We start from the raw sequence: 26,455 nt of genomic DNA on the forward strand, positions 1-26,455 counted from the left end.
CATGAAAAATGGGGCCGCTTGGGCCCCATGGGTTTACTTGTTAGCCCACTTCGGCAGCTTGAAGGCCCAGAAGGACCCGCCCTGTGGTACGGGCTTGGTCAGGTCGGCCATATCGCCGCCCCAGAGTGGCACGGCTCCACCGTAGCCGGAGGCGACACCAATGTACTGCTCACCGTCCATCTCCCAAGTGATGGGGCTGGAGATGATTCCGGAACCGGTCTGGAACTTCCACAGCTCCTTGCCGTTTTTGGCATCAAAAGCTTTCAAGTAGCCATCGCCGGTACCGGTAAAGACCAGTCCGCCCTTGGTGGTGAGAACGCCTGCCCACAATGGCAGCTTCTCCTTGTGCTCCCAGGCGGTTTCACCGGTGACCGGGTCCATGGCGCGCAGGATGCCGACATGGTCGTCATACATTTTGCGAATGCGGAAGCCCTGGCCAAGATAGGCCGCGCCTTTCTGGTAGGTTACCTCTTCAGTCCAGTAATCCTCTTTCCAGTGGTTGGCCGGAATATAGAACAGGCCGGTATCCTGGCTGTAGGCCATAGGGTTCCAGTTTTTGCCACCGAGGAATGGAGGAGATACCTCGATGGATTCGCCTTTTTTCTCACCGGGTTTGGGCGGTGGCGGACGCTGCCCTTCAACTTCTGCCGGACGCCCGGTGTCAGGATCGATATGGGTGGCCCAAGTGATGTTGTCAACGAACGGGAAGGCGTGCATGAACTTGCCGTTCTCACGGTCGACTACATAGAAGAAGCCGTTACGGTCGGCATGAGCCGTGGCCTTGACGGTCTTGCCATCGTCATCATATTCAAACAGCACCAGTTCGTTGTTGCCGGAGAAGTCCCAGGCATCATTGGGGGTATGCTGATAGAACCATTTCACCTCGCCGGTGCTGGGATCGACGCCAACCTGTCCCGATGTGTAGAGGTTGTCATAGTCCAGCGGATTGCCGCCAGGTGAAGTGCGTTCCCAGGTGTTCCAGGGGGCAGGGTTGCCGGCACCGATGATGATGGTGTTGGTTTCGACATCAAAGCTGGCGCTCTGCCAGGGGGCGCCGCCGCCATGGCTCCAGGCTTCGACCTTACCGGTCTCGGTGTTGGGATCATCTGGCCATGTGGGGGCACGAGGGTCACCGGTCGGCGTACTTTCCTTGCCATTCAGGCGACCCATATGACCTTCAACGAACGGACGCATCCAGATCTCTTCACCGGTGTCCGGGTCACGCGCGAACAGTTTGCCGACTACACCAAACTCGTCACCCGATGAGCCATGAATCAGCAGTACCTTGCCGGTTTTCTGATCCTTTACCAGTGTGGGAGCACCGGTCATGGTATATCCGGCACTGTGATCACCAAATTTCTGCTTCCAGACAACCTTACCGGTGTTCTTGTCCAGCGCCACGATGGCAGCATCCAGCGTGCCGAAGAATACCTTGTCACCAAAGATGGCGGCACCTCGGTTTACCACATCGCAGCAGGGGCGAATATCGTCCGGCAGACGTGCACTGTAGGACCAGATCTGTTTACCAGTGCGGGCGTCGATGGCGAAGATGCGTGAGTAGGAACCGGTCACATAGATAACACCGTCATGCACCAGCGCTTGTGACTCTTGTCCACGCTGCTTTTCATCACCGAAGGAAAATGACCATGCCGGCGTCAGCATCTCGATGTTATCAGTATTGATGGCGCTCATCGGGCTGTAACGCTGCGCCTTGGGCCCGATGCCATAGCCAAGTACATCCTGCGGGGTGCTCTGGTCGTTAAGTATGTCGTCCCAGCTGACATTGGAAGAGGCAGCCTGTACCCCGGCACTGCCAAGGCTGATGGCGATGCCCAGTACAGCGGTCTGGACAGATCCCGCCAGCAGGGCGCGGCGTGGCGCTTTTATATTTGTTTTCATCAGTTCAATACCCTGTTGAGTGGTGTTCAGCCAGCCTCGTTCGAGAGTGGCCATTGCCAGAGCATTGTGTTCAGCAAGAGGGGGTTCAGGCGACGGAAGCCGACCCTGAAAAGCTGGGAATGGAGGTGGATGTGAGCGGGAGATTCTTCATGGTGTCCGGGAAAAATCCCTTACAATCAAGTGGTTATGCTTTAGTTTTACTACCTTGGTGTGACTGAATCAACCCCTGGTACTGGTTATCTGTGAAATTTACTACCAAAGGCCAATGTTTTGGGTGCCAAGGTTGAATTCTGGCGCTGTGACGGCTGGTTCATCATGAGCTCATCAAGGTCGGGGCCTGTTCCCCGGCTGCGTTCTGTCAGATAAAACAAGAAACGGGTGAACAACCATGTCCAAGCATAACAAACTCACCGGCCTGTTGGCTGCCACTTTGATGGCTTCTGCACTTTCCGGCCAGGTACTGGCGCACGGCGATGTCACGCCTCAGGCAGTGGATACCGAAGGGCTGTCCAGTCTGGGTGAAGACTGGGCAGATACCAACCCCTATCGTGCGCCTTCTGATGACCACGATCTGGCGGTGAAGATTGGTGCCTCAGCCTATAACCAGAATTGTGCTCGCTGTCATGGACTGGACGGTATTTCAGGCGGTATCGCACCCGATCTGCGTTACCTGAGCCCGGATTTTGAAGGTGATGACTGGTTCAAGTACCGCGTTATTAATGGTGCGGTGCGCGATGGCGCCGTCTACATGCCCAAAATGGCGGATACGTTGAGTCAGGAGGCGCTCTGGGCGATCAGAACCTGGCTGGAGACCAAGTATGTTGAGGAATAAGCTGCTGACACTGCTTATATCCCTGATGGCAGGCCTGCTCGGAAACGAGCAGGCTTTTGCGCGTTTGTATGATGACGTGATCGACTCGGGATATATTCGTATCGGTGTCTACAAGGACTTTCCACCGTATTCATGGGAAGAACAGGGCAAGCCTGCCGGGTTGGATGTGGATATCGCTCGCCACATTGCGGATAAGCTGGAGCTTGATCTGCAGCTGCACTGGATCACGCCCGACGAAGGTCTCGAAGATGACCTGCGCAACAATGTCTGGCGGGGGCACTATCTGGACAAGGATGAAGACAATCCTCTTGCGCTGAAAAACGTGGCAGACGTGATGCTGCGAGTGCCCTATGACAAAGCCTATGCCTACAAACGGGATTCACTGGGGTATTTGATCAACGAATTCGTGGTCATGATGGCGCCCTATCATGAAGAACGCTGGCAGGTCGCCTATGACTCGCAGCGATTGGACTCAGTCAAAACTGTTGCGGTGTTTCAGTATGAGCCTGTAGGGGTCGAGGTTGATACCGTGCCTGCTTTTTATTTTACATCCGCTCTGAATGGCCGGCTGCGTGACAAGACTCGTCATTACGTGAACCCACGAGCTGCATTTGAGGCCATGGAGCAGGGTGAGGTTGCAGCCGTGATGGCAATGCGATCAGAGATCGACTGGTTGCTCGAACAGGCGGGCAATCCGCGCTTCAGACTCGCGGAAAACAGCTTCCCGACCATGGGCAGGCAGATGTGGGATGTAGGTATTGCGGTGCGTGAGACTGATCGTCAACTGGGGTATGCCGTTGAGGCGGTACTTGACGACATGATCAGGGGCGGTCAGATGAAGCAGATCTTCGAGCGTTATGGGGTGCGTTTCAGTGCGCCGTCTTTCTATCAGGTGGAGCAGGCAGCCCAGACTCAAGCGCAATAACCCGGTCAGGATTCACACAATAAAAACAAGAGGAATGACACATGCAGATGTTTCGCTCAGGCCTTGTTGGTCTGCTGGCTCTGTTGGTTACGGGGGTGTTGCAGGCGGGTACTCCCGATGATCCCCTCAATTCAGTGATGTGGGACTACACGCGGAAAATTTTTCTGGGGGATGCAGACTACCGCTTTGAGCCTCGTATCAAAGTTGAAGTCCCGGCATTTGCCGAAGATCCTGCCCAGGTGCCGATCAGTATTGACGCCAGTGCCTTTGCCGGTGAGATCGAGCGCATTGTGGTCTGGGCTGACCTGAACCCGATCCAGCATATCTTCGACTACTACCCGCTTAAGAACGCTAACGGTCGCATTTCACTGCGCATTAAGGTGCAGCAGAGTACCGCAGTGCGGGCAGCTGTGCTGACCAAAAGCGGCAACTGGCATATCGGCTATGCCCAGCTCGAAGCGGCCGGTGGTGGTTGTACCACGCCCAGTATGGGTAATGCGGACCCTTACTGGCAGAGTCACCTCGGTGAAGTTCAGGCGCGCCGCTTCAGCAACGCAGAAGGCGAGGGCTCTCGGCTTAAGCTGCGTGTGATCCACCCGATGGATACCGGCCTGGTGGATGCCATTCCGGAGTTTTATCTGCAGCAACTTGAATTGCGTAATGGGGACGGCGAGGTTCAGATCCGTATGGAGTTGTCTCAGCCGGTGTCTGAGAACCCGGTGATCAGTTTTGATCTTGATGAAGATACAACCGGTTATACCCTCTGGCTGAGGGATAACGGTGGTAATGAATTCACACGGGAACTTTGAGGAGGTTCAGATGAAACGGATAACCGCTTTATTGGGCCTGCTGGTCTCGCTTTCAGCCAGTGCAGCGTCGTTCGATTATGGACTTAAGCCGGTCGAAGTGGCTGAAAACACCTGGTTCATTGAGGGGCGTACCGAAGACTTCAGCGTTGAAAACGGTGGCAACATCGTCAATACCGCCTTCATAGCAACTGGCGATGGGGTGCTGGTACTGGATACAGGTGTATCACGTCGTTATGGCGAAGCGCTGCTTGAAGCGATTCAGTCGGTCACGGATGAGCCCATTCGCATGGTGATCAATACCCATCAGCATCCCGATCACTTTCTGGGTAATCAAGCATTTCGAGATGTTCCCATTGTGGCTCTGGCGGAGACCCAGCAGCAGATTCGAAATCACGGTGACAGTTTTGCGGAAAACATGTACCGGCTGGTAGGGGACTGGATGCGGGGCACGGAAGTGGTGGTGCCGACTGAGACACTTGCGCCTAGTGTGCAGCAAATCGGCAACCATCGACTTGAGTGGATCCGCATGAGTGGGCACAGTGGTGCTGATCTGGTGCTGTTTGACCACAGCACTGGAGTGCTGTTTCCCTTTGACATGGTGTTCTATCAGCGCGCCCTGACAACTCCACATACCCTAGGACTGCAGCAGTGGCGAGACGAAATTGCACAACTGCGGCAGTATCCATTCAAGCTGATGCTGCCAGGGCATGGGCCAATGGTGAGCGATCAACGTGCGCTTGATCAGATGGACGCCTATCTGGTGTGGCTGGATAAAACGTTACGTGATGCCGCAGAGCAGGGTTTGAGCATGACGGAAGTGATGCAGCTGCCGATCCCTTCCGAGTTTGACAGCATCGCCCTGCGTGAAGTCGAGTTCCAGCGCAGCGTTGTTCATCTCTTTCCTGCCTATGAAGAGGCAGCCTTTGGCCGCTGATGGCTGCGGCAAAGGCCAGTCAATGCAGGCTCTCCAGCCGGGTATTACTACCAAGTGAGGAGAAAACTGCTTCGCCCGTTCAATTGTTCCAAACGGGGTCAAATTCAAGAATGCCTGTACGGGTCGGGAAATTTTCCCGGCTCTCTCCCGAACAACAAAAATCCTCAAAGGGGACAGCGATGAAGAAATTTGGCTGCCGTAATGGCTTCGCTCTATCCACGCTGGTTGCAGCCATGTCGGTTGCAACATTGGCGCAGGCAGGTGTGACCGACAAGGATATTCTCGCCGATCATATGACAACGGACGCGATTGTGACCAACGGCCTCGGGCTGCAGGGCCAGCGCTACAGTCCGCTCGATGTACTCAACACGGAAAACGTTCAGGAACTGCGTCCGGTCTGGTCGCTGTCTTTCGGTGGTGAGAAGCAGCGTGGGCAGGAATCCCAGCCGATGGTCAAAGATGGCGTGATGTACGTCACGGCCTCCTATTCACGCGTGTTTGCTGTTGATGCCCGTACCGGTGACGAGCTGTGGGAATACAATGCCCGATTGCCTGATGGCATCATGCCCTGCTGTGACGTGATCAACCGTGGTGTAGGTCTGTATGATGACCTGGTAATTTTCGGTACCTTGGATGCCAAGTTGGTAGCCCTGAACAAGGATACCGGCAAGGTGGTCTGGATCAAGAAAGTGGCCGACTACAAGGAAGGCTACTCGATTACGGCTGCACCGCTGATCGTGAACGGTAAGATCATTACTGGTGTGTCCGGTGGCGAATTCGGCGTAGTGGGCAAGGTTGAAGCCTATGATGCCAAAACCGGTGATATCCTCTGGACCCGTCCCACTGTGGAAGGTCACATGGGATATGTTTGGAAGGATGGCAAGAAGGTTGAGAATGGCATCTCCGGTGGCAAGCCGGGCCAGACTTGGCCGGGTGATCTCTGGAAAACGGGCGGTGCTGCTACCTGGCTGGGCGGTACCTACGATCCGGATACCAACCTGTTGTTCTTCGGTACCGGTAACCCCGCTCCCTGGAACTCGCACCTGCGCCCGGGTGATAACCTGTTCTCCTCATCGCGTTTGGCAATCAATCCGGATGACGGCAAAATTGTATGGCACTTCCAGACCACTCCTCACGACGGTTGGGACTTCGATGGCGTGAACGAGGTTATCTCGTTCGATTACACCCAGGGTGGAAAAACGGTGAAGGCAGCAGCTACTGCCGACCGTAACGGCTTCTTCTATGTCCTGAACCGTGAAAACGGCGACTTCATTCGTGGTTTCCCGTTTGTTGACAAGATCACTTGGGCCGAAGGTCTGGATGAGAAAGGTCGTCCGATCTACAAGGACGGTGGTCGTCCGGGTAATCCGCTCGATGCCAAAGAGGGCAAGCAGGGTGAGTCCGTTGTGTCTGCGCCTTCTTTCCTTGGCGGCAAGAACTGGATGCCGATGGCGTACAGCCAGGATACCGGGCTGTTCTACGTACCCTCCAATGAGTGGGAGATGGACATCTGGAACGAGCCGATCTCCTACAAGAAAGGGGCTGCCTATCTGGGTGCCGGTTTCACCATCAGGCCGATGAATGAAGAGTATATCGGTGTGCTGCGTGCGATCGATCCGGTTAACGGTAAGGAAGTATGGCGCTACAAGAACTACGCGCCGCTTTGGGGTGGGGTGCTGACCACCAAGGGCAACCTGGTGTTCACCGGTAATCCTGAAGGCTACCTGATGGCATTCGATGCCAAGACCGGCGAGATGCTGTACAAGTTCAACACCGGTTCAGGCATTGTCGGTTCGCCAATTACCTGGGAGATGGATGGTGAGCAGTACGTCTCCGTTGTGTCCGGCTGGGGTGGTGCAGTACCTCTCTGGGGTGGTGAAGTGGCCAAGCGTGTCAAACACCTGAACCAGGGTGGCTCTGTTTGGACCTTCAAACTGCCGAAAAAAAGCTGATCCACTGATACCCGCTGTTTGAAAAAGCCCTGCCGGCTCTGTCGGCAGGGCTTTTTTGTTGAACTTTCAGCTGAGCTTTTAATCTATTAATATCAATTGGATATAAAGCATATCTTATGTTGCACCTGCTTCTGCTACCTTTAGGCAGAGTCGTAATACTCCGGCATTGATACGGTTCAGTCTGCCTCGGTAGTGCGCCTGAAAGCGTGCGCAAAACCTTCTGTTGTTGCATATATCAAGGTCTCCCCTTGGGCGAATATCACCCCATCGTAATCACGATGTCATGACCGATGTTTCTATTTGGGGGAAACCATGAACAATAAAAAATTCACCACCAGACTTCTGCCTGCAATGATTGCACTGGGTATGGCGGCCCAGGCTCAGGCCGAGATCAAGCTGTATGATCAGGAAGGTACAACGTTCTCGACCGATGGCCTGATCAACGCTTTCTACGTACACAGTGACAATGATGGCCGCGAGCAGTCTCGTGTCAAAATGGGCTTCCTGCCCAACTGGATCGGTTTCAATTTCGGCAAGGAAACAGGTGACCTGAAACTTGGTGCGCGTTCATCGTTCTGGGTCAGCATCAATGATTCCGATGTGGTGCGTGCCAATAATCAGGGGCGGGGCGAGTCTCTGGGTACCGATACTGGCATCGATGTACGTCAGTTTTACGGCACAGTCGATGGTGACTGGGGCCAGGTGTTGATCGGTAAGGACTTTGGTCTGTTCAACCGTACCAACATCATGTCAGACGAGTTGCTGCTCGGTTATGGCCAGACCTCTGATGCCTTGGGTCTGATTGATGGTGGCAACGTTTCCTTCGGCAACATCGGCAGTGGCTATACCTACCCGTTCCCGAAAGCGCAGATCACGTACCGATCACCCACTCGCAATGGCCTCCAGCTGGCGGTTGGTATCTTTGATCCAAGCAAATCGTCGGCCGACTCGTCAGAAGATGCACCGCGTTTTGAAGGTGAGCTGACCTACACAGTTAACACCGACTCTATGGACTTCAAAGCGTGGCTGGGTGGTTTGTATCAGAGCTCTGATGACCCAGTAGCCGATACAAGTGTGGATTCGACAGGTGTTTCCTACGGCGCCAACGTCAAATTTGGTGATCTGTCACTGACGGCATCCGGTTTCCAGAGCGAAGGTATCCACCCGGCAGCAATCGACAACTTTGTAGCGGATGAAAGTGTTGAGCTTGATGGGTATCTGGTGCAGGGTTCCTACAGCTTTGGCCCGAACCGTGTAGCCCTTTCATACGGTGAAAACGAAGGCGACAATGGCGCTGACTTCACCTACGAAAATACAGCAGTTGCCTGGTTCTATACTGTGAACAGCAACCTGAAACTGATTGCCGAGTACGACCAGACCGAAATCAGTGGTTCCACTCTGGGTACCGAAAAGAACGATACCATGGCATTTGGTGCCGTCCTGACCTGGTAAACCTGCAGTACCACTCCTGGCGCGCAGCCGGCTCCCCTTCGCCGTCTGCGCGTTTTTTTGTCTGCCATTTGAAGCAGTACTTTGGGAGTAGAAGATCAGTTGGTATCAGATTCCCGCAGCATGGGCCTGTTTAGCCCAAAACCACTACTTTAATGCTGCTTTTACTGCTGTTTGAAGTACTCAAGTAGCATTACCCGCCACTGTGGTGCTGGCTACAATGTGGGTATACCCATATCTGCGCGAGTGTACCCCTATGAACGCGCCTGTACTGCACAGTCCCGTCCGTTCTGCCATGTCATCGGCACGCGATCCTGAAACCGCATCTCGGGAGTTGGCCACGGCACTTGATCATCCTGAACTTGGTTTCGTTCTGTTTTTCTGCTCGGCAGAGTATGACCTGAATGCACTTGCGCACAGCCTCAATGATGCCTTTGGCGAAGTTCAGCTGGCAGGCTGTACCACTGCAGGTGAGCTGACACCGCGCGGCTACGATCAGGGAACCATCACCGCCATCGGCTTTGATCGTCATCTGTTTGCCGTTGAAGTCGGGCTGATAGAAGAGCTGGAACAGTTCAGCCTGACCGATGCCCAGTCTCAGGTGGAACGGCTGATTGGGCGCTGTCGTGAGCGTCAGGTTGCGCCGATCAAGGGACATACCTTTGCCCTGACGCTGCTGGATGGGCTATCCAGTCAGGAAGAGCTGGTGTTGCTGACACTGGATTCAGCACTGGGCAGCATCCCCAATTTTGGTGGCTCGGCGGGTGATGATATTCACCTGACCGGTACCCATGTATTTGCCGGTGGCGAGTTCCGGACCCGTGCAGCGGTGGTTGTGATGATCAATACGCCGCTGGACTTTGAGGTCTTCAGTACGCACCACATGCATAGCCTGGAACAGAAGCTGATTGTAACCCGTGCAGATGCCGCCAGTCGTACCGTATACGAGCTGAATGCCGAGCCGGCTGCGCTGGAGTATGCTCGCCTGTTGGGACTGAACCCTGAACAACTCGATTTCAAGACTTTTGCACTCAATCCTCTGGCCGTACGCATCGGGCAGGAGTATTACGTGCGCTCCATTCAAAAGGTCAATCCTGACCTGAGTCTGACCTTCTACTGTGCCGTCGAGAACGGCATCGTGTTGACCGCCATGCAGCCTGGAGAAATGCTGCAGGACCTTTCTCACCGCCTTGAACAGATTGAAAGCACTCTGGGCGAGCCGCTGATCACCATCGGCTGTGACTGCTTTCTGCGCCGGCTGGAAGCGGAGTATACCGGGCAGGCACAGAAGACATCCGAACTGCTGACCCGGCATCAGGTAATTGGCTTTAACACCTATGGTGAGCAGTTTGATGGCATGCATATCAATCAGACCTTTACCGGGGTCGTGATCGGCAGGGCGCAGCATGGCTACTGATATCGAAAAGGCACAGCTGGAAGCGCGTATTGCAAAGCTTGAGCAGGACAATGCCAAGCTGCGTCGCATGAAACAGGCGTTGATTGAACGGGTTGAATCCAGCAGCACGGTTCGCACTGCGCCGTATGCCGCGTTTGAGCATTCGGTAGTGCTTGCCGAGCAGGTGCGTGAGCGCACCGAAGCATTGAATGCGGCATTGGCAGAACTCAAACACAGTAACATGGCGCTGAAGCAGGCTAATCAGGAGGCAGCCACGGCGCACCAGCGACTGATTGACGCCATCGAGAGCATCTCGGACGCCTTTGTACTGTTTGATGCCGAACGGCGTATCGTGCTGTTCAACAGCCGCTTTCGTGACTATTGGCAGGGCACGCAAACTCGTATTGAGCGGGGCATTACCATCCATGACGTGCGCCGTCTTGCGCTGGAGCGTGGCGTAATCGCCGAGGAGCATGTGGGTCAGGGGGATGAGGCGACTGTATATCATCTTTCTGATGGCCGCTGGGTGCAGATGAACGAGCGTCATACCAATGATGGCGGTCTTGTGATCCTGTACACCGATATTACCGACCTGAAGGCAAGTGAGACCGCTCGGCGTGAGCAGGCGCTGGCACAAAAAAGCCGGTTGCTGCAGCGTACCGTTGATAATCTGTCCCAGGGGGTGGCGCTGATTAACCCGGAGGGCGAGCTGGAAGTCTGGAATGACCGCTTTGCCGAACTGACCGGACTCAGCCCGGTCAGCAGCGTCCCGTTTGAGTCTTTGATGGGTGCCAGTGAAGTGCAGCTGCTGACACCCGACACGCTCAGTGTACACGGCCGGCCACTGTTGGAAACCGAACAGCACCTTGCGGATGGTCGAGTACTGGAGATTCGTACCCACCCGATGCCATCCGGTGGCTTTGTGAATACCTACACGGATATAACCGAGCGCCATCGATATGCTGAAACCCTGCGCGAAAACGAAAACTGGCTGCGTCTGATTACCGACCATGTGCCGGCGTTGATCGCCTATGTGGGCGGTGAAGGGCATTTCCAGTTCACCAACCAGGTTTATGACGACTGGTATGGCTGGCCCCGGGGAAGTCTGATCGGACAGAGCATTCGTCAGGTACACGGTGAGCAGCAGTATGCTCGGCTGGAACCGTATATCCGCCAGACCATGAGCGGGCAGAATGCCACCTTCGAAATTGATGAGCAGAATGCGGCAGGTGAAAACCGGCACATGCTCAAATCCTATGTAGCCAATATTGATGCTGCGGGCAACACGGTTGGTTTCTTTGTGCTGATTCGTGATATCACTGAGCGCAAACGAACCGCGCTTGCGTTGCAACAAGCCTATCAGAACCTTGAACAGCGCGTACGCGAACGCACCTCGGAGCTGACTGGGGTTAACCTCCAGCTGCGACAGGAGATCGAGGAGCGTATGTCGATCGAAGCGCGGTTGCTGGAGGCCAAGCAGGACGCCGAACAGGCTAACCTGTCCAAAACCAAGTTTCTTGCGGCGGTCAGTCACGATCTGCTGCAGCCGCTCAATGCAGCACGCCTGTTTACCGGTGCCTTGCTGGAACAACCCATGCCAGAGCGCATTCGCAGCCTGATCAGCTCTGTCAGCAACTCCCTGCAGGATGTAGAAACCCTGCTGGGTACGCTGGTTGATATTTCCCGCCTGGACGCGGGTGTCATCAAACCTGATGTATCCGCATTCAGGCTCAATGAGTTGCTGGACACATTGGCAGCGGAATATCACCAGATGGCCGCTGCCGAAGGGCTGTCATTCCGTTTTGCGGGCAGTGACCGGGTCGTACTCAGTGACGCAACGCTGTTGGCCCGTATTCTGCGCAACTTTCTGACCAACGCACTGCGCTATACCGATAAAGGCGGGAAAATCCTGTTGGGTTGCCGTCGCAGAGGAGAGCGGGTGCTGATTGAGGTCTGGGATACCGGTTCTGGCATTCCCGAGGACAAGCTTACGGAAATATTCCAGGAGTTTCGTCGTATCCGTAACGGCAATCAGCATCAGGACAAAGGTCTGGGGCTGGGTCTTGCCATTGTTGACAAAATCGGCCGCATGCTGGATCACCCGATCAGGGTGAGATCAGTCGAGGGCAGGGGGTCGGTGTTTTCGGTAGAAGTGCCTGTGGGTCGGTTATTGCCACAATCCTTCCAGGCACCGTTTTCGGACCCGAGCATTCATGCCCGGCTGGAGGGAGCGCGGATCTGGATGATCGATAACGATCCCGCCATCTGTGCCGGAATGGCCACACTGCTGACAGGCTGGGGCTGTGAAGTGGTGACGGCGCTGGGGCTGGACGATCTGCAGCAGCAGGTATCCATTGGCAGCGCCGGGCTGGATATTCTGATTGCCGATTACCATCTGGATGACGGCGCGACCGGTGATGAGCTGGTACGTGAGGTGCTGAGCCTGCGGGCGGACCAGCCGCCGGTATTGATGATCACGGCCAACTACAGCAACGAGCTGAAACAGGAAGTGAAGGCCCAGGGGTATCTGCTGATGAACAAGCCGGTCAAGCCACTGAAGCTTAAGGCTACACTGGCCCATCTGCTGCAACGCCGGCAACAGCCGGCGTAAGCAGAGAGTAGATGCTTCAGCGCCGCAGATACTGGGCGAAATCGATATCGCTGGCCGAGAGGATCGCCTGAACTCGGTTATGTACACCGAGTTTGCGCAGAATGGCCGAAACGTGGGCCTTGACGGTCGTTTCGGCAATATGGAGGTTGTAGGCGATCTGCTTATTGGACTCCCCCTTGGCCATCCGTTCCAGCACAAGCAGCTGACGACGAGTCAAAGAAGAGAGGAGTTCCGGTGCAATCTGGGGGTTGTCGTTGCCGCGTCGGTTGCGGCGTCCTTCCTGTCCGCTCTGGCGGATAATGTCAGATGGCAGGTAGACGTTTCCGTCCAGGATCTGCTGCAGGGCTTCGGTCATCTGGTTGCGCGGTGATGATTTTGAGATGAAGCCAACGGCACCGCAGGTGATCGCCTGCAGCACGATTTGTTTGTCATCCTCGGCTGAAACAATCACCACGGGTACGGTGGGTGCCTCGTTGCGCAGTGAAATGAGCCCGTTGAGACCATTCATGCCGGGCATGTTGAGATCCAGCAGTACCAGGTCCAGATCATCGTGTTCCTGCGCCAGGGCAAGGGCGGTCTCAAGGTTTTCGGTTTCCAGTGTTTCGGTATCGGGAAAGCCCGACTCGATCACGTTGGTGATCGCTTCCCGGAACAGTGGGTGGTCATCAGCGATAAGAATCTTGTACACGGGTATGTTCCCCTTTTATCTTTATTATTAAGAACTTCAGAGACCTTCCGTGTCAAACTTTTCAATAGTCGGCCGGTAATGGCACGGGGGTTCCGGTGACCAGATCGAGTTCGGCTTCGCGCCAGCCGTCAGTCCCTTCTGCATACCAGTACAGATTTTGGTAGCCCCAGCTGTGGGCGCGTTTGACAGCATTCCATGACATCCAGCAGTCAGCCGTGCAGTACAGTATGACCGGTCTCAATGGATCGCCACCAGTTGCCTGTTCCAGTTGAGTGCTGAAGTACCGCTCCAGTCGTTCACCGGGTTCGCCCAGTCCTACGTTGGGCAACCATATACTGCCGGGCAGGTGCAGTCGGGGTTTGGTAATCAGAAAAATACCGTCCTGCCATCCTACCGGCTGTACATCGACCAGTACCGGCTTTTTCGGTTGCTCCAGCAAACTGCGAACACCCGCGGTATCGACTCGAGTGCCACCCTCTACCGGTATCGCAGGCGGGCTGCGATAGTGGGCGATGCGATAGCCGTCCCATGAAAAATAGAGCCGGTCGTCAGGGTCTATCTCGGCCGCGGCGGTCGCAGTAAGCCCGGCAAGCAGGGCTGTTATGACTGATAGTCTTGCAAGCAGATGCATGGTGTAACTCCGTTACGACTATTAGACTCCTGCTGCCGGGTACTATGAATTCGACCTTGGGGGCGCCAAACCGGTACTTAAGTAGTAAAAAACCGTTTGTATCACAAGGTTGATCTGACCCTGAACATTGTTACGGCCACATGGCGGCACTATCATACCTGCATCCAACTGACAGAGAAGCAAGATGTTTCAGGAAAGACGCATATCTCCCCGCGTGCACTGTAGCCTGCCGGCAGAAATTGAAACCTCGGCAGGGGAGATGATCGATGTGAATCTGGTAAACATCAGCCGCAGTGGTTTCCATGTTGAGGGTGGTGAGGTGCTGGCCGGGTTACAACCGCCACAGGGATTGGGGGCCACCGAGGTCTGGCTGCATTTCGGGCTTGGGCAGGGTCCGTTGCATTGCCACTGCCGTATTGTGTACAAGCGGCGCAACTCTCATGACAGCATCGGTTTGGGTCTGCACATTGTGTCGACAGACCCTGACTCACTCACGCTGATCGACCGTTTTGTGCTCGACCGTCTCAGTTGAATACTGTTCAGCATCCTGCACCCGTGCTGCCTGCTGCTGCAGGCGGTACAGTCTTGCATAACGCCCTTGCTCGGCCCGCATCAGTGCTCGGTGTGAACCGGACTCAACAATCTCGCCATTGACCAGCAGCAGGATGTTGTCTGCCTCACGAATAGTGGAAAGGCGATGGGCAATCACAATAAGACTTACCTTACCATGCAGTTCGTGCAAGGCTTGCTGCACCACTTGTTCTGTTTCGCTGTCGACGCTCGCCGTGGCCTCATCCAACAGCAGAACGCGCGGAGAACCTGCCAGTGCACGGGCGATGACCAGCTGCTGGCGCTGACCAGTCGAGAGCCGAGTCCCACGTTCCCCCAGCAATGTATGCATTCCCTGTGGCAGCTGTTGGATCATCGGCAACAGATGGGCCTGAGCGGCTGCCTGTTCGATGGCAACATCGCCAAGACCGCGCCCCATGTCGATATTGTCACGAATGCTGCCTGCAACGATGAATGGTTCCTGCGGAATCAGACCGATGCCATCACGCAGGGCAGCATTGCTCAGCGACTGCAGGGGCTGGTCGTCGATTCGAATCGTACCTCTGTCGGGAGCGTAGTAGCGCAGCAGCAGGCTCAGCAGCGTGCTCTTGCCGCTACCGGTGGGCCCTGCAATGCCCAGAAACTGGCCAGGCGGAAGGTCAAAACTGATTCCACGCAGAACCGGCTTCTCCGGTTGATAACCAAAGCCCAGCTGCTGCACTTGAATGTGCCCCTTGCTGACAGAACCCGTGCCGGGTTGACTGAGAGCGTTGTCTTCCGGTTCGTCCAGCAACTCCTGCACACGGCGTCCGGCAATCATCGCCTGCTGGTAAAGGTTGAAACGCTGAGTAATTTCTGCCAGTGGTTCGGTGAAACGTCCCAGCAGGTTGATGAATGCGTACAGTACACCGATCTCCAGGGTTTGCTCGGCAGGTTGCAAACCAAACCCCCAGATCACGGCGACGAGCACCAGTACGCTCATCAGGTCGATGGCCGGCCGTAACAGGGCCGCGCTGATGCGAATGGTGCGCAGGCGTGACTGATAGTAAGGCTGGTTAAGCGTTTCAAACCGGTTGATAAACCGGTCCTGCTGCCCGGACGCCTGAATCACGCCCATGCCACTGATCGACTCGCTGACCAGCCCGTTGATCTCCGAGCGCAGCTGTCGCTGGCGTGATACGGCGGCACCGCTGGCGCGCTGGTAAAGCCAGATCAGTCCGACCACAGCGGGTATCATCAGCAGTGCAATCAGCATCAGGAACGTATCCAATACGGCCATTGCGATCAGGATGCCTACCAGAAGCACGGTGTTGGTCAGTACTACTGACAGGAACTGCACGTACAGATCCTTTATCGATTCGGTGTCATTAGTGATGCGGCTGACCACCTGACCTGTAATGGCATGGTCAAACCATCCAAGCGGCAGGCACAAGGCACGTCTGAAAGCCCGTTCGCGGATATCCTGCACCGCCACCAGTGCCATGTCGGTAAATTTCATGGTCTGATGGAAGCGCAGCCAGGCGGCCAGTATCTGTACCAGCAGGTATCCACCCAGCAGCAGTCCAACCGGCTGCCACTGCAGGTTGCCGGGCATCAGGTAATCATCTACGTAAACCTTGGCCAGCAGCGGGCCGGCCACATCAGCAGCAGTGGCCAGCACCAGTAAAATCAAAGCCTTGACCAGCAGCGAACGGTCACGGCGGATATAATCGAACAGCAGGCTGAAGGCGCGTCTAGCCTGGCTGCGCTCAGTGGCTGACATCGGTTTCTTCCTCCATCTGCTGGTAGGTCCACATGCGACTGTACCAGCCGTCAGTGGCAAGAAGCTGCTCATGAGTCCCGATCTCGTCGGGGTGGCCGTGTTGCAGTACCAGAATGCTGTCACAGTCTCGCAGCGCACTCAGGCGATGGCTAATCACAATCAGGCTGCGCCGCACACTGGCCTGTTGCAGGCGCTGCAGAATGCGTTTCTCGGTATCAAGGTCAACCGCCGAAAGGGAGTCATCCAGCACCAGCACAGGGGCCGGGGCCAGCAGCGCGCGCGCCAGCGCAACACGCTGGCGCTGGCCTCCGGACAGGGTAACGCCACGTTCGCCGACCGGTGTGTCATAGCCCTTTGGCAAACGTTCGATATCTTCATCGACGGATGCCAGCCATGCTGCGTGGCGTATCGCTTCAGGGCTTGCATCCGGCTGGCTCAAGGCGATGTTTTCCGCCACCGTCAGGCTGAATAGAAAAGGGTCCTGTGGCACCCATGCGAAGCAGCTGCGCAGGGCCTGCAACGGGTAATCCGCAACGGCATGGTCGCCCAGCCGCAGCTGCTGTGGGCTATCGGCCTCACGGTAGCGCATCAGCAACTGGATTAAGGTGCTTTTACCAGCACCGGTAGGGCCGGCGATGCCAAGGCGGCTGCCCGGCGGCAGATTAAAACTTACGTCCTGCAATGCAGGCGTCTCACTGCTGGGGTAGGTGAAGCTGAGTGCCTCGGCTGTCAGGGATGTTTCACTGACCGGCTGCTGCCCCTGGTCCTTGATGGAGTCGGGCGTTTGCAAGGTCGCGTCGACCCGTTTCCAGGCGGCACTGCCGCGTTCGATGATATTGAGCAGCCAGCCGAACGCCCACATGGGCCAAATCAGCTGACCCAAGTAGAGGGTGAAACCGGTCAGTTCACCGATGCTGAGCTCCTCGGTGCTGATCAACCAGCTGCCACCGGCCAGAGTGAGAAGCAGAGAGGCGCTCATGCACAGAAAGATCAGTGGGTCGAACAGGGCCTCGCTGCGGGCTACATCATAGTTGGCCTTCGCGGCGCGATGGGTGATGGCGGCGTAATCATCGAACTCCTGCTGCTCGCGTCCAAGTGCTCGAATCATGCGAATGCCAGAGAGTGCTTCCTGGGTTCGGTCATTCAGTGCGGAGAACTGTTCCAGTGCTTCATTGAACTGGTGGTGGATACGGTTGGACAGGCGATGGAAACCAAATGCCATAACGGGGAAGGGCAATAATGCGATCAGGGTCAGGCGCCAGTCGATCACGGCTGCCATCATGATCATCACCAGCACAAAGGTCAGCAGGCCATCAAATCCTGACAGTATCCCTTCGCCTGCTGCCATCTCAATCGCATCTATATCGTTTGTGGCCCGTGCCATCAGGTCGCCGGTATTGTGTTCGGCATAAAAGGCGTCCCCCTGTCGGGTCAACCGTTGATAAAAACGGCTGCGCAGCAGGTTACCCAGCCGATAGGCGGTTCCGAACAGTATTTGACGCCAGGTGAAGCGCAGTACGTAAATCGCCAGAGCGCAGCCAAGCAGCAGCCAGAGGATGCGGCTGTGGCTCTGGTTGTCACCGGCAGCGAGATGGTCAACGCTTTGCCCTACCAGCCAGGGAATGCTGAGATTGAGCATGGCAACCAGTGACAGCAGTAACAGAGCTACCGAATAGGTGCGCCAGTGTTCGCGAAAGAACCAGCTCAATTGTTGAAACAGTTGCATGGCATCCTGTCGAATTTCAAAGTGATATGATGGACGGCAGTTTCATTCAGGAGAATACCGCATGAGTCTGATTCGGCGATGGCATCTGGTGTTACTTGCCCTGATCGTTGTTCTGTTGTGGATGGGACGTTCCCATTCACCGGTACCAGAGTCGTCTGAGCTGCCGCAGGTGTCATTGGCACCTGTGTCTGCCGAGCCGCTGCAACAGAATTTAACCCCGCCAGCCGAGCTTGAATTCGGGCAGTATTCGCTGCGTCTGTTGGCCGAGTTCGCGCTGGAAGCCCGGGTGCTGGCTCGAGAGCGCTATCGAATGGGGCGTGAGGCAGATCTTTCCCCCTGGGACTTCGCGCTGGGCTGGGGGCGTATGGCCGAGCCGGAAATTGCGCGTCAGTTTACCATACGTCAGTCGGGTCGATGGTATTACTGGCGCACCGAACAGTTGCCGATTCCCCAGCGTGAAGTTGAGATCAGCAGTGCCAATATGCACCTGATTCCGGCCAACGATCAAGTCAGAGAGGCACTGGATCGTGTCAATTCCGGCAGCACGGTAAGCCTGCGCGGGTTTCTGGTTGAGGCCCGCGGCGAAGACGGCTGGCGCTGGCGCAGCTCCATGTCGCGGGAAGATACCGGCGATGGCGCCTGCGAACTCATTCTGGTGACTGATGTGCTCTGATCTCCTGCCGTAGCGGCGCCTTGCGCTGCTCTGCGCGGATGTTGATCAGGTTGCCGCTGAACATCAGCGCAGCGCCCGCCAGTACATACCAGTCGATCAGTTCCTGATAAAACAGATAACCTACCAGTGCGATCAGGGGCAGACGCATGAAGTCCATCGGTACAACAACGGTCGCGTCAGCCAGTTTGAATGCGCGTGCCATACAGTAATGTGCACTCATGGCGGTGACGCCGACGACCAGTATCCAGGGCAAGGCTTCAAGGGTAGGGCTTTTCCAGTCAAGCAGTGATGGGACCATGCCGAAGGGAAGCTGCATCAGGGTCATGTAGAACAGGATGCACAGTGGGGTGTCGGTGCGAGTCAGTGACTTGGTCTGAATGTAAGAGAGAGCATAGCCGAACGCGCCTGCCAATACGGCCAGTGAGGCCGGGTGCAGCACGCCCATGCCGGGGCGCAGTATCAGCAGCAGGCCGGCAATACCCAGCGCCACCGCCAGCACTCTGGGCAGTGTAAGTCGCTCACCCAGCAGCAGCCAGGCCAGCAGGGCCGTCCAGACAGGAGTGGTGAACTCGATGGCGATCACCTCCGCCAGCGAGATCCAGGCCAGGCCATAAAACCAGCCATACTGACCACCGAAATGAGCGATGTTGCGCACCAGGTGCGCGCCGGGACGGGTGGTGCGCAGCTGTTCAATGCCGGTTTTGGCCACCAGTGCACCGATCAGGACAACGCCAATTACGCTGCGGAAAAACAGAATTTGGTAGGTGGTATATTCAGCTGTCAACTCACGTCCGGAAACAGCCATGGCCATGAACGAGAACAGTGCGCCGGTCATCCAGAGCGCAGCCAGAAATGCCGGGTGACGATCCTTCAACATTACAGCTCCTGAAATGCAAAACGGCATTCTCTCAGCTGCAGCGGGTATCGTCTATCCGGAATCTGCAACTGTTGGCGTGGGTGTGTACCGCGATGAGGCTAGCTGTTGGTGTGGGTAATCAGGTTGGCCTGCATCGAGTCACTGCGCAGCAGGTCAGCAAGCGTGTACTCCTTGAGGGTATCGAAAAAAGCCTGCTGAGCACGGGCAAGGGCACCTTGGAGAGTGCATTGACCGGCAAGACGGCAGGGCTGGCTGTTGCAGTCCACCAGCGGGGATGTACCTTCGGAATGGGCTACCACTTCACCGATGTTAATCTGCTCGGGGGGGCGGGCAAGGCAAATGCCCCCTTTCTTGCCGCGGAAGGTACTCAAATAGCCCCGTTTGCCAAGAGCGTGAACAACCTTGCGCAGGTGCTCGATCGAGATGTCATAGAATGTCGCGATTTCACTCAGGGTCGAGAGACGATCGGTATGGGTTGCGACATAGAACAGGACTCGGAGCGTATAATCGCTGAAACGGCTCAGTTGCATCGTGATACCCGACTTAATATAAGGATATGATGATACAAGATAACGCTCGGGACCGAAACTTTTCGTTATATGAATCATCAACGCCTGAGGGGGCTTGCGTTCAGGTCGGTAAAACGTTAACAATAGCTGTCAACATACCTAATATTCAGAAGGCGCCTCATGGGGGCGCCTTCTCAGTTTTGAACGTTGTCATGCATCACCCGATCAGTACTCAGAAACCTGCGGCCTGTCTTGTTCAGGCCCCGCCAACCTGCCGCTGACGCTGATAGACCTGTATCAGCACGGTACAGGTCGTCGGGTGCACTTCGCTTTTCCCACTGATCCTTTTTATTTATCGTTGTACCTCAAGCCAGGTACAACCTGTTGTCACAATGATGGAGTTGAAAATGGCTGAAATGCCCGGAATCAAGGTGTCCGAGAAGGACGTTGACCAACTGGAAGCCATGCTGGAGCGGAAAGAGCACCGGGACAATCCCGCACTGGATGGCTTGCGGACGGAGCTGGAGCGTGCCGACATTGTGCCGCTTGAACAGCTGCCGGATGATGTGGTGCGGATGAACTCCACCGTGACCTTCAAGGTGGAGGAAAGTGACAAAACATTCCAGCGTACGCTGTGCTACCCGCATCAGATGGCTGGCCGTGAAGACGGGATCTCAATTGTGGCGCCGATAGGGTCAGCGCTGCTGGGGCTGGAAGTGGGGCAGACCATCGACTGGCGCCTGCCGGATGGCAAACACAGCCACGTGCGTATTATCGAAGTCAGCCATGCATGAGTGCTGATGTGCGCCCTCCTGCAGCAGGCAGGCGTACGACGCAACAAAAAGGCCGGTCATCATGACCGGCCTTTTGCGTAATGGGACAAGCCCGATTCAGCCCTTGTTGCGCAGGTCAGACACACGCTGTGCCTTGCCTTCAGAGCGGGCAATGGTACCCGGCTCACCAATGGTGATGCGGGTGCTGATGCCGATGTAGGACTTGATGTGGTGTGACAGCTCCTTGGTGACGGCATCCTTGTTGGCTGCAGTTGCTGCCGGAGTCAGCTCCACCTTCACTTCAACCATGTCCAGGTTGCCGTTCTTGGTGACAACGATCTCATAGTGGGGCGCCAGTGCTTCGACCTTGAGAATCTGCTCTTCGATCTGGGTCGGGAACACGTTCACCCCACGGATGATCAGCATGTCATCGGAACGACCGGTAATCTTGTCGATGCGACGCATGGAGCGAGCGGTGCCCGGCAGCAGGCGAGTCAGGTCGCGAGTGCGGTAACGCACAACCGGCATCGCTTCCTTGGTCAGAGACGTGAACACCAGTTCACCGTACTCGCCATCCGGCAGTACTTCGCCGGTGTTCGGATCGATGATCTCCGGATAGAAGTGGTCTTCCCAAATGGTGGGGCCGTCTTTGGTTTCGATACACTCCATCGCCACACCCGGTCCCATGACTTCGGACAGGCCGTAGATGTCGACCGCATCGATACCGGCACGCTCTTCGATGCTCTTGCGCATCTCACCGGTCCAGGGCTCGGCGCCGAAGATACCGGTACGCAGACGGATCTTGCGAGGGTCTACGCCCTGGCGTTCCATCTCATCCAGAATGTTCAAGAAGTAGGACGGAGTCACCATGATCAGATCCGGCTCGAAATCCTGAATCAGCTGAACCTGCTTCTCGGTCTGGCCGCCTGACATCGGGATGACGGTGCAGCCCAGGCGCTCGGCACCATAATGTGCGCCCAGACCACCGGTAAACAGGCCGTAACCATAGGCAACGTGAACCTTGTCACCGCGGTGGCCGCCAGCAGCGCGGATGGAGCGTGCAACTACGTTGGCCCAGGTGTCGATATCGTTCTGGGAATAACCCACTACGGTCGGCTTGCCGGTCGTACCGGAAGAGGCGTGGATACGCACTACATCTTCCATCGGAATGGCGAACATGCCGTATGGATAGTTGTCGCGCAGATCCTGCTTGGTGGTGAACGGGAAGTGCTTCAGGTCTTCCAGAGACTTAAGCTCGTGCGGGTGCACACCCTTTTCATCACACTTCTGTTTGAAGTGGGGTACGTTGTTATAGGCGTGCGCCAGGCTCCAGCGCATACGGCGCAGCTGCAGAGAACGCAGTTCGTCGATGCTGGCTGTTTCGATTTCTTCAAGGGAACCGCGCATCATTGGCTGTTGATAGTTCATGCTTATTATTATCCCGTTGCTTGTAGGTTAATAATTATTAGATTCCTGAAGCCGCAGCATCAGACTCGTTCAATAATTGTTGCAATACCCTGGCCGACACCGATGCACATCATGCACAGTGCATAACGGCCACCGGTACGGTGCAGTTCGTACATGGCAGTTGTGATCAAGCGCGCACCACTCATGCCCAGCGGGTGTCCCAGAGAGATGGCACCACCATTCGGGTTTACATGGGCCGCATCATCCGGCAGGCCGAGATCGCGGGTGACGGCCAGTGCCTGAGCAGCAAACGCTTCGTTCAGCTCGATGACGTCCATATCTTCAATTTTGAGCCCGGCCTTGGCCAGAACCTTGCGTGCGGCCGGTGCCGGACCGAAGCCCATGATGCGTGGTTCAACACCAGCTGTCGCCATGGCGACAATGCGCGCTTTCGGTGTCAGGCCGTGGGCCTTGGCGGCTTCAGCGGAGGCGATCAGCAGGGCACAGGCACCATCATTGACGCCGGACGCGTTACCCGCCGTTACGGAACCGCCAGCTCTGAACGGTGCTTTTAGCCCCGCCAGGATTTCCATGGTGGTATCGGCACGGGGGTGCTCGTCAGTGTCAACGACCTTGGGGCCACCCTTACGCTGGGGAATGGTGACCGGCACGATCTCCTGGGACAGTTTGCCATTCTGTTGAGCAGTAGCGGTGCGCTGCTGGCTGCGGAAGGCAAAGGCGTCCTGATCCTCACGGCTTACATTGAAGTCGGCCGCAACGTTCTCGGCGGTTTCCGGCATGGAGTCCACGCCGTACTGAGATTTCATCAGCGGGTTGATGAAACGCCAGCCGATAGTGGTGTCATACAGACCATTCGGATTGCGGGTAAAAGCGGATTCGGCCTTACCCATCACAAAAGGTGCGCGGGACATGGACTCGACGCCGCCGGCGATCATTAGTTCACAGTCACCGGACTTGATGGAGCGGGCCGCAAGGCCAACTGCATCCATGCCGGAACCGCACAGACGGTTAACGGTCGTGCCTGGAACGCTCACCGGCAGGCCAGCCAGCAGAGAGGACATGCGTGCTACGTTGCGGTTGTCTTCACCGGCCTGGTTGGCACAACCGTAGATCACGTCATCCACCTGGCTCCAGTCAACATCCGGGTTACGCTGCATCAGCGCCTGCATCGGAATGGCGCCCAGGTCATCGGCGCGCACGCCGGCAAGAGCACCGGCATAACGACCGATCGGCGTGCGGATCGCATCACAGATAAAAGCGTCTTTCATTGGGTTTCTCCTCAGGCCGTGGTCTCGTCTTCCGGGATGACACTACCCTTGATCTGGTAGGACTTGCCGCGGAAGAAAGCCAGCTCTTCATTGTTCTGGTTATAGACAGTGATGTCATACACGCCGGTGCGTCCCTTGCGTTGACGCTCCTGTGCAACCGCGGTGAGACGATCACCGAGGAAGCCGGGAGCGACGTATTCAATGCTGCAACCGCTGGCAACCGTTACTTTATTGTAGCTGTTGCAGGAGTGGGCAAAGGCCGTGTCTGACAAGGCGAAAATAAAGCCGCCGTGACACATGCCGTGACCGTTCAGCATATCCTTGCGTACGGTCATGCTCAGACGGGCATAGCCGGGGCGAGTCTCGTCAATGCTGATCTCAAGTCCCTGTGCGGCATAGTCAGTGGTATGCATTGCTTCGCTGCAGGCAACGGCAAGTTGCTCCGGAGTCATGTTGTCAACGCTCATGCCTTACGCCCTCCTGCAACCTTTCGCAGCAGCAGGGGAGACGGACGATAGCGGTCTTCACCATAGCTGGCGCCAATGTTGCGCAGCACATTCAGAATGCGGCCCAGGCCTACTTCCGTTGCCCAGCTGATCGGCCCGCGCGGATAGTTGACACCACCCTGCATGGCGATATCGACCGCTTCCTCGTTGCATACCTGCTGATTGACGGCGTCGAAGCCTTCGTTGGCCAGCATGGCCAGGGTGCGCATCACGATCATACCCGGGATATCATCGATCACGCTGACCGCCTTGCCGGCCGCCTGGAACAGGCCGGTGGCCTGGCGTACGGCGTCGGCATCGGCCTGATCAGCCGGAGCCAGCGCAATGCGGGTTGAGGCCGCGTAATCCAGTGCCAGATCAAACTGAATCAGGTTGCGGTAGCCGGTCTCGGCGGCACGGACGGTGCTGAACTGGCCATTGGTCAGGACCAGTGTGGCATCACCGACGCGGATGCGGCCATCGCCTTCGGTGCGAATCACTTCAATACCGGCGGCTTCAAACTGAGCGACCAGCGGCTCGGCAACACCCAGCTCACCCTCGATGGTAACGCTGGCCGGCTTTTCAGCAGCTTCGGCCGTCTGAGGCTGAGGCTTGACCGCGCCTTCCCTGTAGTCGTAGAAGCCCTTGCCGCTCTTGCGGCCGAAGTGACCGGCATTGACCAGTTCAAGCTGAATCAGGGAGGGCAGGAAACGCTGGTCGTTGTAGTAGGCCGCGAACACGGAGGAGGTCACCGCATAGTTCACGTCATGGCCGATCAGGTCGGTCAGCTCGAACGGCCCCATACGGAAACCGCCGGCTTCACGAATGACCGCGTCGATGGTGGCGTTATCAGCACCGCCTTCCTGCGAGATACGGAAACCTTCTGCATAGAAGGGGCGCGCTACACGGTTAACGATAAAGCCCGGTGTAGACTTGGCATGAACCGGCTTCTTGCCCCAGCTGGCGGAAAGGCTATAAATGGCATCGGCCACGTCCTGGCGTGTATCCAGACCACTGATCACTTCCACCAGCTTCATGATCGGAGCCGGGTTGAAGAAATGCATGCCCACCAGGTTCTGCGGACGCTTCAGCGTGCTGCCTATGGCGGTTACGGAGATGGAGGAGGTGTTGGTGGCCAGTACCGTGCTTTCGGAACAGATCTCTTCCAGCTGTCCGAATACGCTCTGCTTCACGTCAAGCCGCTCGACAATGGCTTCAACCACCAGTGCGGCGGGCGCCATCTCTTCAAGCGAGGCGATGGGAGTGATGCGTGCAACCAGCGCTTCAACCGCTTCTGCCGTCATCTTGCCGCGCTCGACCAGCTTCTGCAGCCCCTTGGCAACGCCGTCACGACCGCGAGCGGCTGCGCCTTCAGCGGCATCAAACAGCAATACCGGGTGACCGGCCTGAGCCGCTACCTGAGCGATACCGGCACCCATGGTACCTGCACCAATTACACCAATAACGGAATTAGTATCAAACATGGATCACTTGCCTTTGAAGTCGGGCTGACGTTTTTCCATGAACGCTTTGACGCCTTCACGGTAGTCTTCGGTGCGACCGGCCAAAGTCTGCAGGTCACGTTCAAGATCCAGCTGCTCATCGAAGCTGTTGTCCCAGCTGGACTGAATGGCACGCTTGATCAGAGCCAGACCCTTGGTTGGCTGAGTCGCCAGACGCTTGGCCATGGAGAGTGCTTCATCCTTCAGCTGCTCGTCATCGATCACCTGCCAGATCATGCCCCAGCTCTGAGCCTGTTCGGCACTGATTTTGTCACCCAACATGGACAGGGCCATGGCGCGGGCGTGGCCGACCAGACGCGGCAGCGTCCAGGTGCCGCCGGAGTCCGGCACGAGACCAATCTTGCAAAATGCCTGAATGAAGGAGGCGGAGCGCGCTGCCAGTACGATGTCGCAGGCAAAGGCGATGTTGGCACCCGCGCCGGCGGCAACGCCGTTTACAGCACAGATAACCGGCATTTCGAGGCCCTGCAGGGTCCGGATCAGTGGGTTGTAGTTTTTCTCGATGGACTCGCCCAGATTCGGCATCTCGGCATTGGGATCCACGTTACGATCGCTCAGGTCCTGGCCGGCGCAGAAACCGCGACCATTACCGGTGATCAGCAGGCAGCGGACACTGCCATCTTTCTTCACCTGCTTCAGCGCATCGCGAACTTCGCCATGCATCTGAGTGTTGAAACTGTTCATCCGATCAGGACGGTTCAGGGTCAGTACTGCAACCCCTTCGGTAATTTCAAATTCGATGGTTTCGTATGCCAT

Annotated in this window: 23 protein-coding genes; 11 read left to right on the plus strand and 12 right to left on the minus strand. The window is 56.4% G+C overall.

Features of this window, described 5'->3' with window-relative positions; translation table 11 throughout:
* Nucleotides 1–33: 33 nt before the first annotated feature.
* The gene (locus tag ABIE61_RS04795) at nucleotides 34–1,899 is read right to left on the minus strand and encodes a methanol/ethanol family PQQ-dependent dehydrogenase (protein WP_354407244.1); all 1,866 of its coding nucleotides are present in this window, start codon (nucleotides 1,897–1,899) and stop codon (nucleotides 34–36) included.
* A gap of 388 nt (nucleotides 1,900–2,287) precedes the next feature.
* Here ABIE61_RS04795 and pedF point away from each other — a divergent pair, with 388 nt between their 5' ends.
* From pedF to ABIE61_RS04835, 8 genes are all read left to right on the plus strand, one after another.
* Nucleotides 2,288–2,731 carry a cytochrome c-550 PedF gene (pedF, locus tag ABIE61_RS04800; protein ID WP_091823895.1) on the plus strand — a complete coding sequence of 148 codons (444 nt, stop codon included), beginning with the start codon at nucleotides 2,288–2,290 and terminating at the stop codon, nucleotides 2,729–2,731.
* Nucleotides 2,718–3,656 carry a substrate-binding periplasmic protein gene (locus ABIE61_RS04805; RefSeq protein WP_354407246.1) on the plus strand — a complete coding sequence of 313 codons (939 nt, stop codon included), beginning with the start codon at nucleotides 2,718–2,720 and terminating at the stop codon, nucleotides 3,654–3,656. Before pedF ends, ABIE61_RS04805 begins: the two co-directional genes overlap by 14 nt.
* A gap of 41 nt (nucleotides 3,657–3,697) precedes the next feature.
* On the plus strand, nucleotides 3,698–4,465 hold the full coding sequence (locus ABIE61_RS04810; RefSeq protein WP_354407249.1) for a quinoprotein dehydrogenase-associated SoxYZ-like carrier: 768 nt from the start codon (nucleotides 3,698–3,700) through the stop codon (nucleotides 4,463–4,465).
* A 10-nt stretch (nucleotides 4,466–4,475) separates the two neighbouring features.
* Nucleotides 4,476–5,399: a quinoprotein relay system zinc metallohydrolase 1 gene (locus tag ABIE61_RS04815; protein ID WP_354407251.1), complete on the plus strand. Its 924-nt coding sequence runs from the start codon at nucleotides 4,476–4,478 to the stop codon at nucleotides 5,397–5,399.
* Nucleotides 5,400–5,578: 179 nt separating this feature from the next.
* Nucleotides 5,579–7,351: a PQQ-dependent methanol/ethanol family dehydrogenase gene (locus ABIE61_RS04820; RefSeq protein ID WP_354407254.1), complete on the plus strand. Its 1,773-nt coding sequence runs from the start codon at nucleotides 5,579–5,581 to the stop codon at nucleotides 7,349–7,351.
* A 312-nt stretch (nucleotides 7,352–7,663) separates the two neighbouring features.
* Nucleotides 7,664–8,803, plus strand: coding sequence for a porin (locus ABIE61_RS04825; protein ID WP_354407256.1), 1,140 nt, complete (start codon nucleotides 7,664–7,666; stop codon nucleotides 8,801–8,803).
* A gap of 253 nt (nucleotides 8,804–9,056) precedes the next feature.
* Nucleotides 9,057–10,217 carry a nitric oxide-sensing protein NosP gene (nosP, locus tag ABIE61_RS04830; RefSeq protein WP_354407258.1) on the plus strand — a complete coding sequence of 387 codons (1,161 nt, stop codon included), beginning with the start codon at nucleotides 9,057–9,059 and terminating at the stop codon, nucleotides 10,215–10,217.
* Complete coding sequence (locus tag ABIE61_RS04835) at nucleotides 10,207–12,807, plus strand: NahK/ErcS family hybrid sensor histidine kinase/response regulator (protein WP_354407261.1); 2,601 nt, start codon at nucleotides 10,207–10,209, stop codon at nucleotides 12,805–12,807. Before nosP ends, ABIE61_RS04835 begins: the two co-directional genes overlap by 11 nt.
* Before the next feature lie 16 nt (nucleotides 12,808–12,823).
* On the opposite strand, the gene ABIE61_RS04840 is transcribed toward ABIE61_RS04835, so the two are convergent.
* Both ABIE61_RS04840 and ABIE61_RS04845 read right to left on the minus strand, forming a co-directional pair.
* Entirely contained in the window at nucleotides 12,824–13,495 is a 672-nt protein-coding gene (locus ABIE61_RS04840; RefSeq protein ID WP_091823919.1) for a response regulator, read from the minus strand.
* 61 nt (nucleotides 13,496–13,556) lie between these two features.
* Nucleotides 13,557–14,126, minus strand: a complete 570-nt coding sequence (locus tag ABIE61_RS04845; RefSeq protein WP_206834262.1) for a rhodanese-like domain-containing protein — start codon at nucleotides 14,124–14,126, stop codon at nucleotides 13,557–13,559.
* Nucleotides 14,127–14,310: 184 nt separating this feature from the next.
* On the opposite strand from ABIE61_RS04845, the gene ABIE61_RS04850 reads away from it, so the two are divergent.
* Nucleotides 14,311–14,658, plus strand: a complete 348-nt coding sequence (locus ABIE61_RS04850; protein ID WP_091823924.1) for a PilZ domain-containing protein — start codon at nucleotides 14,311–14,313, stop codon at nucleotides 14,656–14,658.
* On the opposite strand, the gene ABIE61_RS04855 is transcribed toward ABIE61_RS04850, so the two are convergent.
* Complete coding sequence (locus ABIE61_RS04855) at nucleotides 14,614–16,437, minus strand: ABC transporter ATP-binding protein (RefSeq protein WP_354407264.1); 1,824 nt, start codon at nucleotides 16,435–16,437, stop codon at nucleotides 14,614–14,616. The two genes, ABIE61_RS04850 and ABIE61_RS04855, sit on opposite strands and share 45 nt — an antisense overlap.
* Entirely contained in the window at nucleotides 16,424–18,163 is a 1,740-nt protein-coding gene (locus tag ABIE61_RS04860) for an ABC transporter transmembrane domain-containing protein (protein WP_354407267.1), read from the minus strand. Before ABIE61_RS04860 ends, ABIE61_RS04855 begins: the two co-directional genes overlap by 14 nt.
* A gap of 61 nt (nucleotides 18,164–18,224) precedes the next feature.
* Between ABIE61_RS04860 and ABIE61_RS04865 the strand changes: the two genes are divergently transcribed.
* Entirely contained in the window at nucleotides 18,225–18,836 is a 612-nt protein-coding gene (locus tag ABIE61_RS04865; protein WP_091823933.1) for a hypothetical protein, read from the plus strand.
* On the opposite strand, the gene ABIE61_RS04870 is transcribed toward ABIE61_RS04865, so the two are convergent.
* Together ABIE61_RS04870 and ABIE61_RS04875 are read right to left on the minus strand one after the other, a co-directional pair.
* Nucleotides 18,811–19,713 carry a DMT family transporter gene (locus ABIE61_RS04870; protein ID WP_354407270.1) on the minus strand — a complete coding sequence of 301 codons (903 nt, stop codon included), beginning with the start codon at nucleotides 19,711–19,713 and terminating at the stop codon, nucleotides 18,811–18,813. The genes ABIE61_RS04865 and ABIE61_RS04870 overlap by 26 nt on opposite strands.
* Nucleotides 19,714–19,811: 98 nt before the next feature.
* A complete protein-coding gene (locus ABIE61_RS04875) occupies nucleotides 19,812–20,243 on the minus strand; it encodes an RrF2 family transcriptional regulator (protein WP_206834251.1) in 432 nt (143 codons plus the stop codon).
* A 386-nt stretch (nucleotides 20,244–20,629) separates the two neighbouring features.
* On the opposite strand from ABIE61_RS04875, the gene rnk reads away from it, so the two are divergent.
* On the plus strand, nucleotides 20,630–21,016 hold the full coding sequence (gene rnk, locus ABIE61_RS04880) for a nucleoside diphosphate kinase regulator (protein ID WP_206834249.1): 387 nt from the start codon (nucleotides 20,630–20,632) through the stop codon (nucleotides 21,014–21,016).
* Between the two features lie 96 nt (nucleotides 21,017–21,112).
* Here the strand turns inward: rnk and paaK are convergent, their stop codons facing one another.
* Genes paaK through paaG form a run of 5 tightly spaced genes read right to left on the minus strand, consistent with a single transcriptional unit; the run spans nucleotide 21,113 to nucleotide 26,455 of the window.
* Nucleotides 21,113–22,423, minus strand: a complete 1,311-nt coding sequence (gene paaK / locus ABIE61_RS04885; protein WP_091823946.1) for a phenylacetate--CoA ligase PaaK — start codon at nucleotides 22,421–22,423, stop codon at nucleotides 21,113–21,115.
* Nucleotides 22,424–22,482: 59 nt separating this feature from the next.
* A complete protein-coding gene (pcaF, locus tag ABIE61_RS04890; protein ID WP_354407275.1) occupies nucleotides 22,483–23,691 on the minus strand; it encodes a 3-oxoadipyl-CoA thiolase in 1,209 nt (402 codons plus the stop codon).
* Between the two features lie 11 nt (nucleotides 23,692–23,702).
* Nucleotides 23,703–24,158, minus strand: a complete 456-nt coding sequence (paaI, locus tag ABIE61_RS04895; protein WP_091823952.1) for a hydroxyphenylacetyl-CoA thioesterase PaaI — start codon at nucleotides 24,156–24,158, stop codon at nucleotides 23,703–23,705.
* Nucleotides 24,155–25,660 (minus strand): 3-hydroxyacyl-CoA dehydrogenase PaaH, encoded by a 1,506-nt coding sequence (gene paaH / locus ABIE61_RS04900; protein WP_354407277.1) that lies wholly within the window; start codon nucleotides 25,658–25,660, stop codon nucleotides 24,155–24,157. The genes paaI and paaH overlap by 4 nt, the downstream gene beginning before the upstream one ends.
* A gap of 3 nt (nucleotides 25,661–25,663) precedes the next feature.
* On the minus strand, nucleotides 25,664–26,455 hold the full coding sequence (paaG, locus tag ABIE61_RS04905) for a 2-(1,2-epoxy-1,2-dihydrophenyl)acetyl-CoA isomerase PaaG (protein ID WP_206834246.1): 792 nt from the start codon (nucleotides 26,453–26,455) through the stop codon (nucleotides 25,664–25,666).

This window comes from Marinobacterium sp. MBR-111 (assembly GCF_040547585.1).
Taxonomy (GTDB): domain Bacteria; phylum Pseudomonadota; class Gammaproteobacteria; order Pseudomonadales; family Balneatricaceae; genus Marinobacterium; species Marinobacterium iners.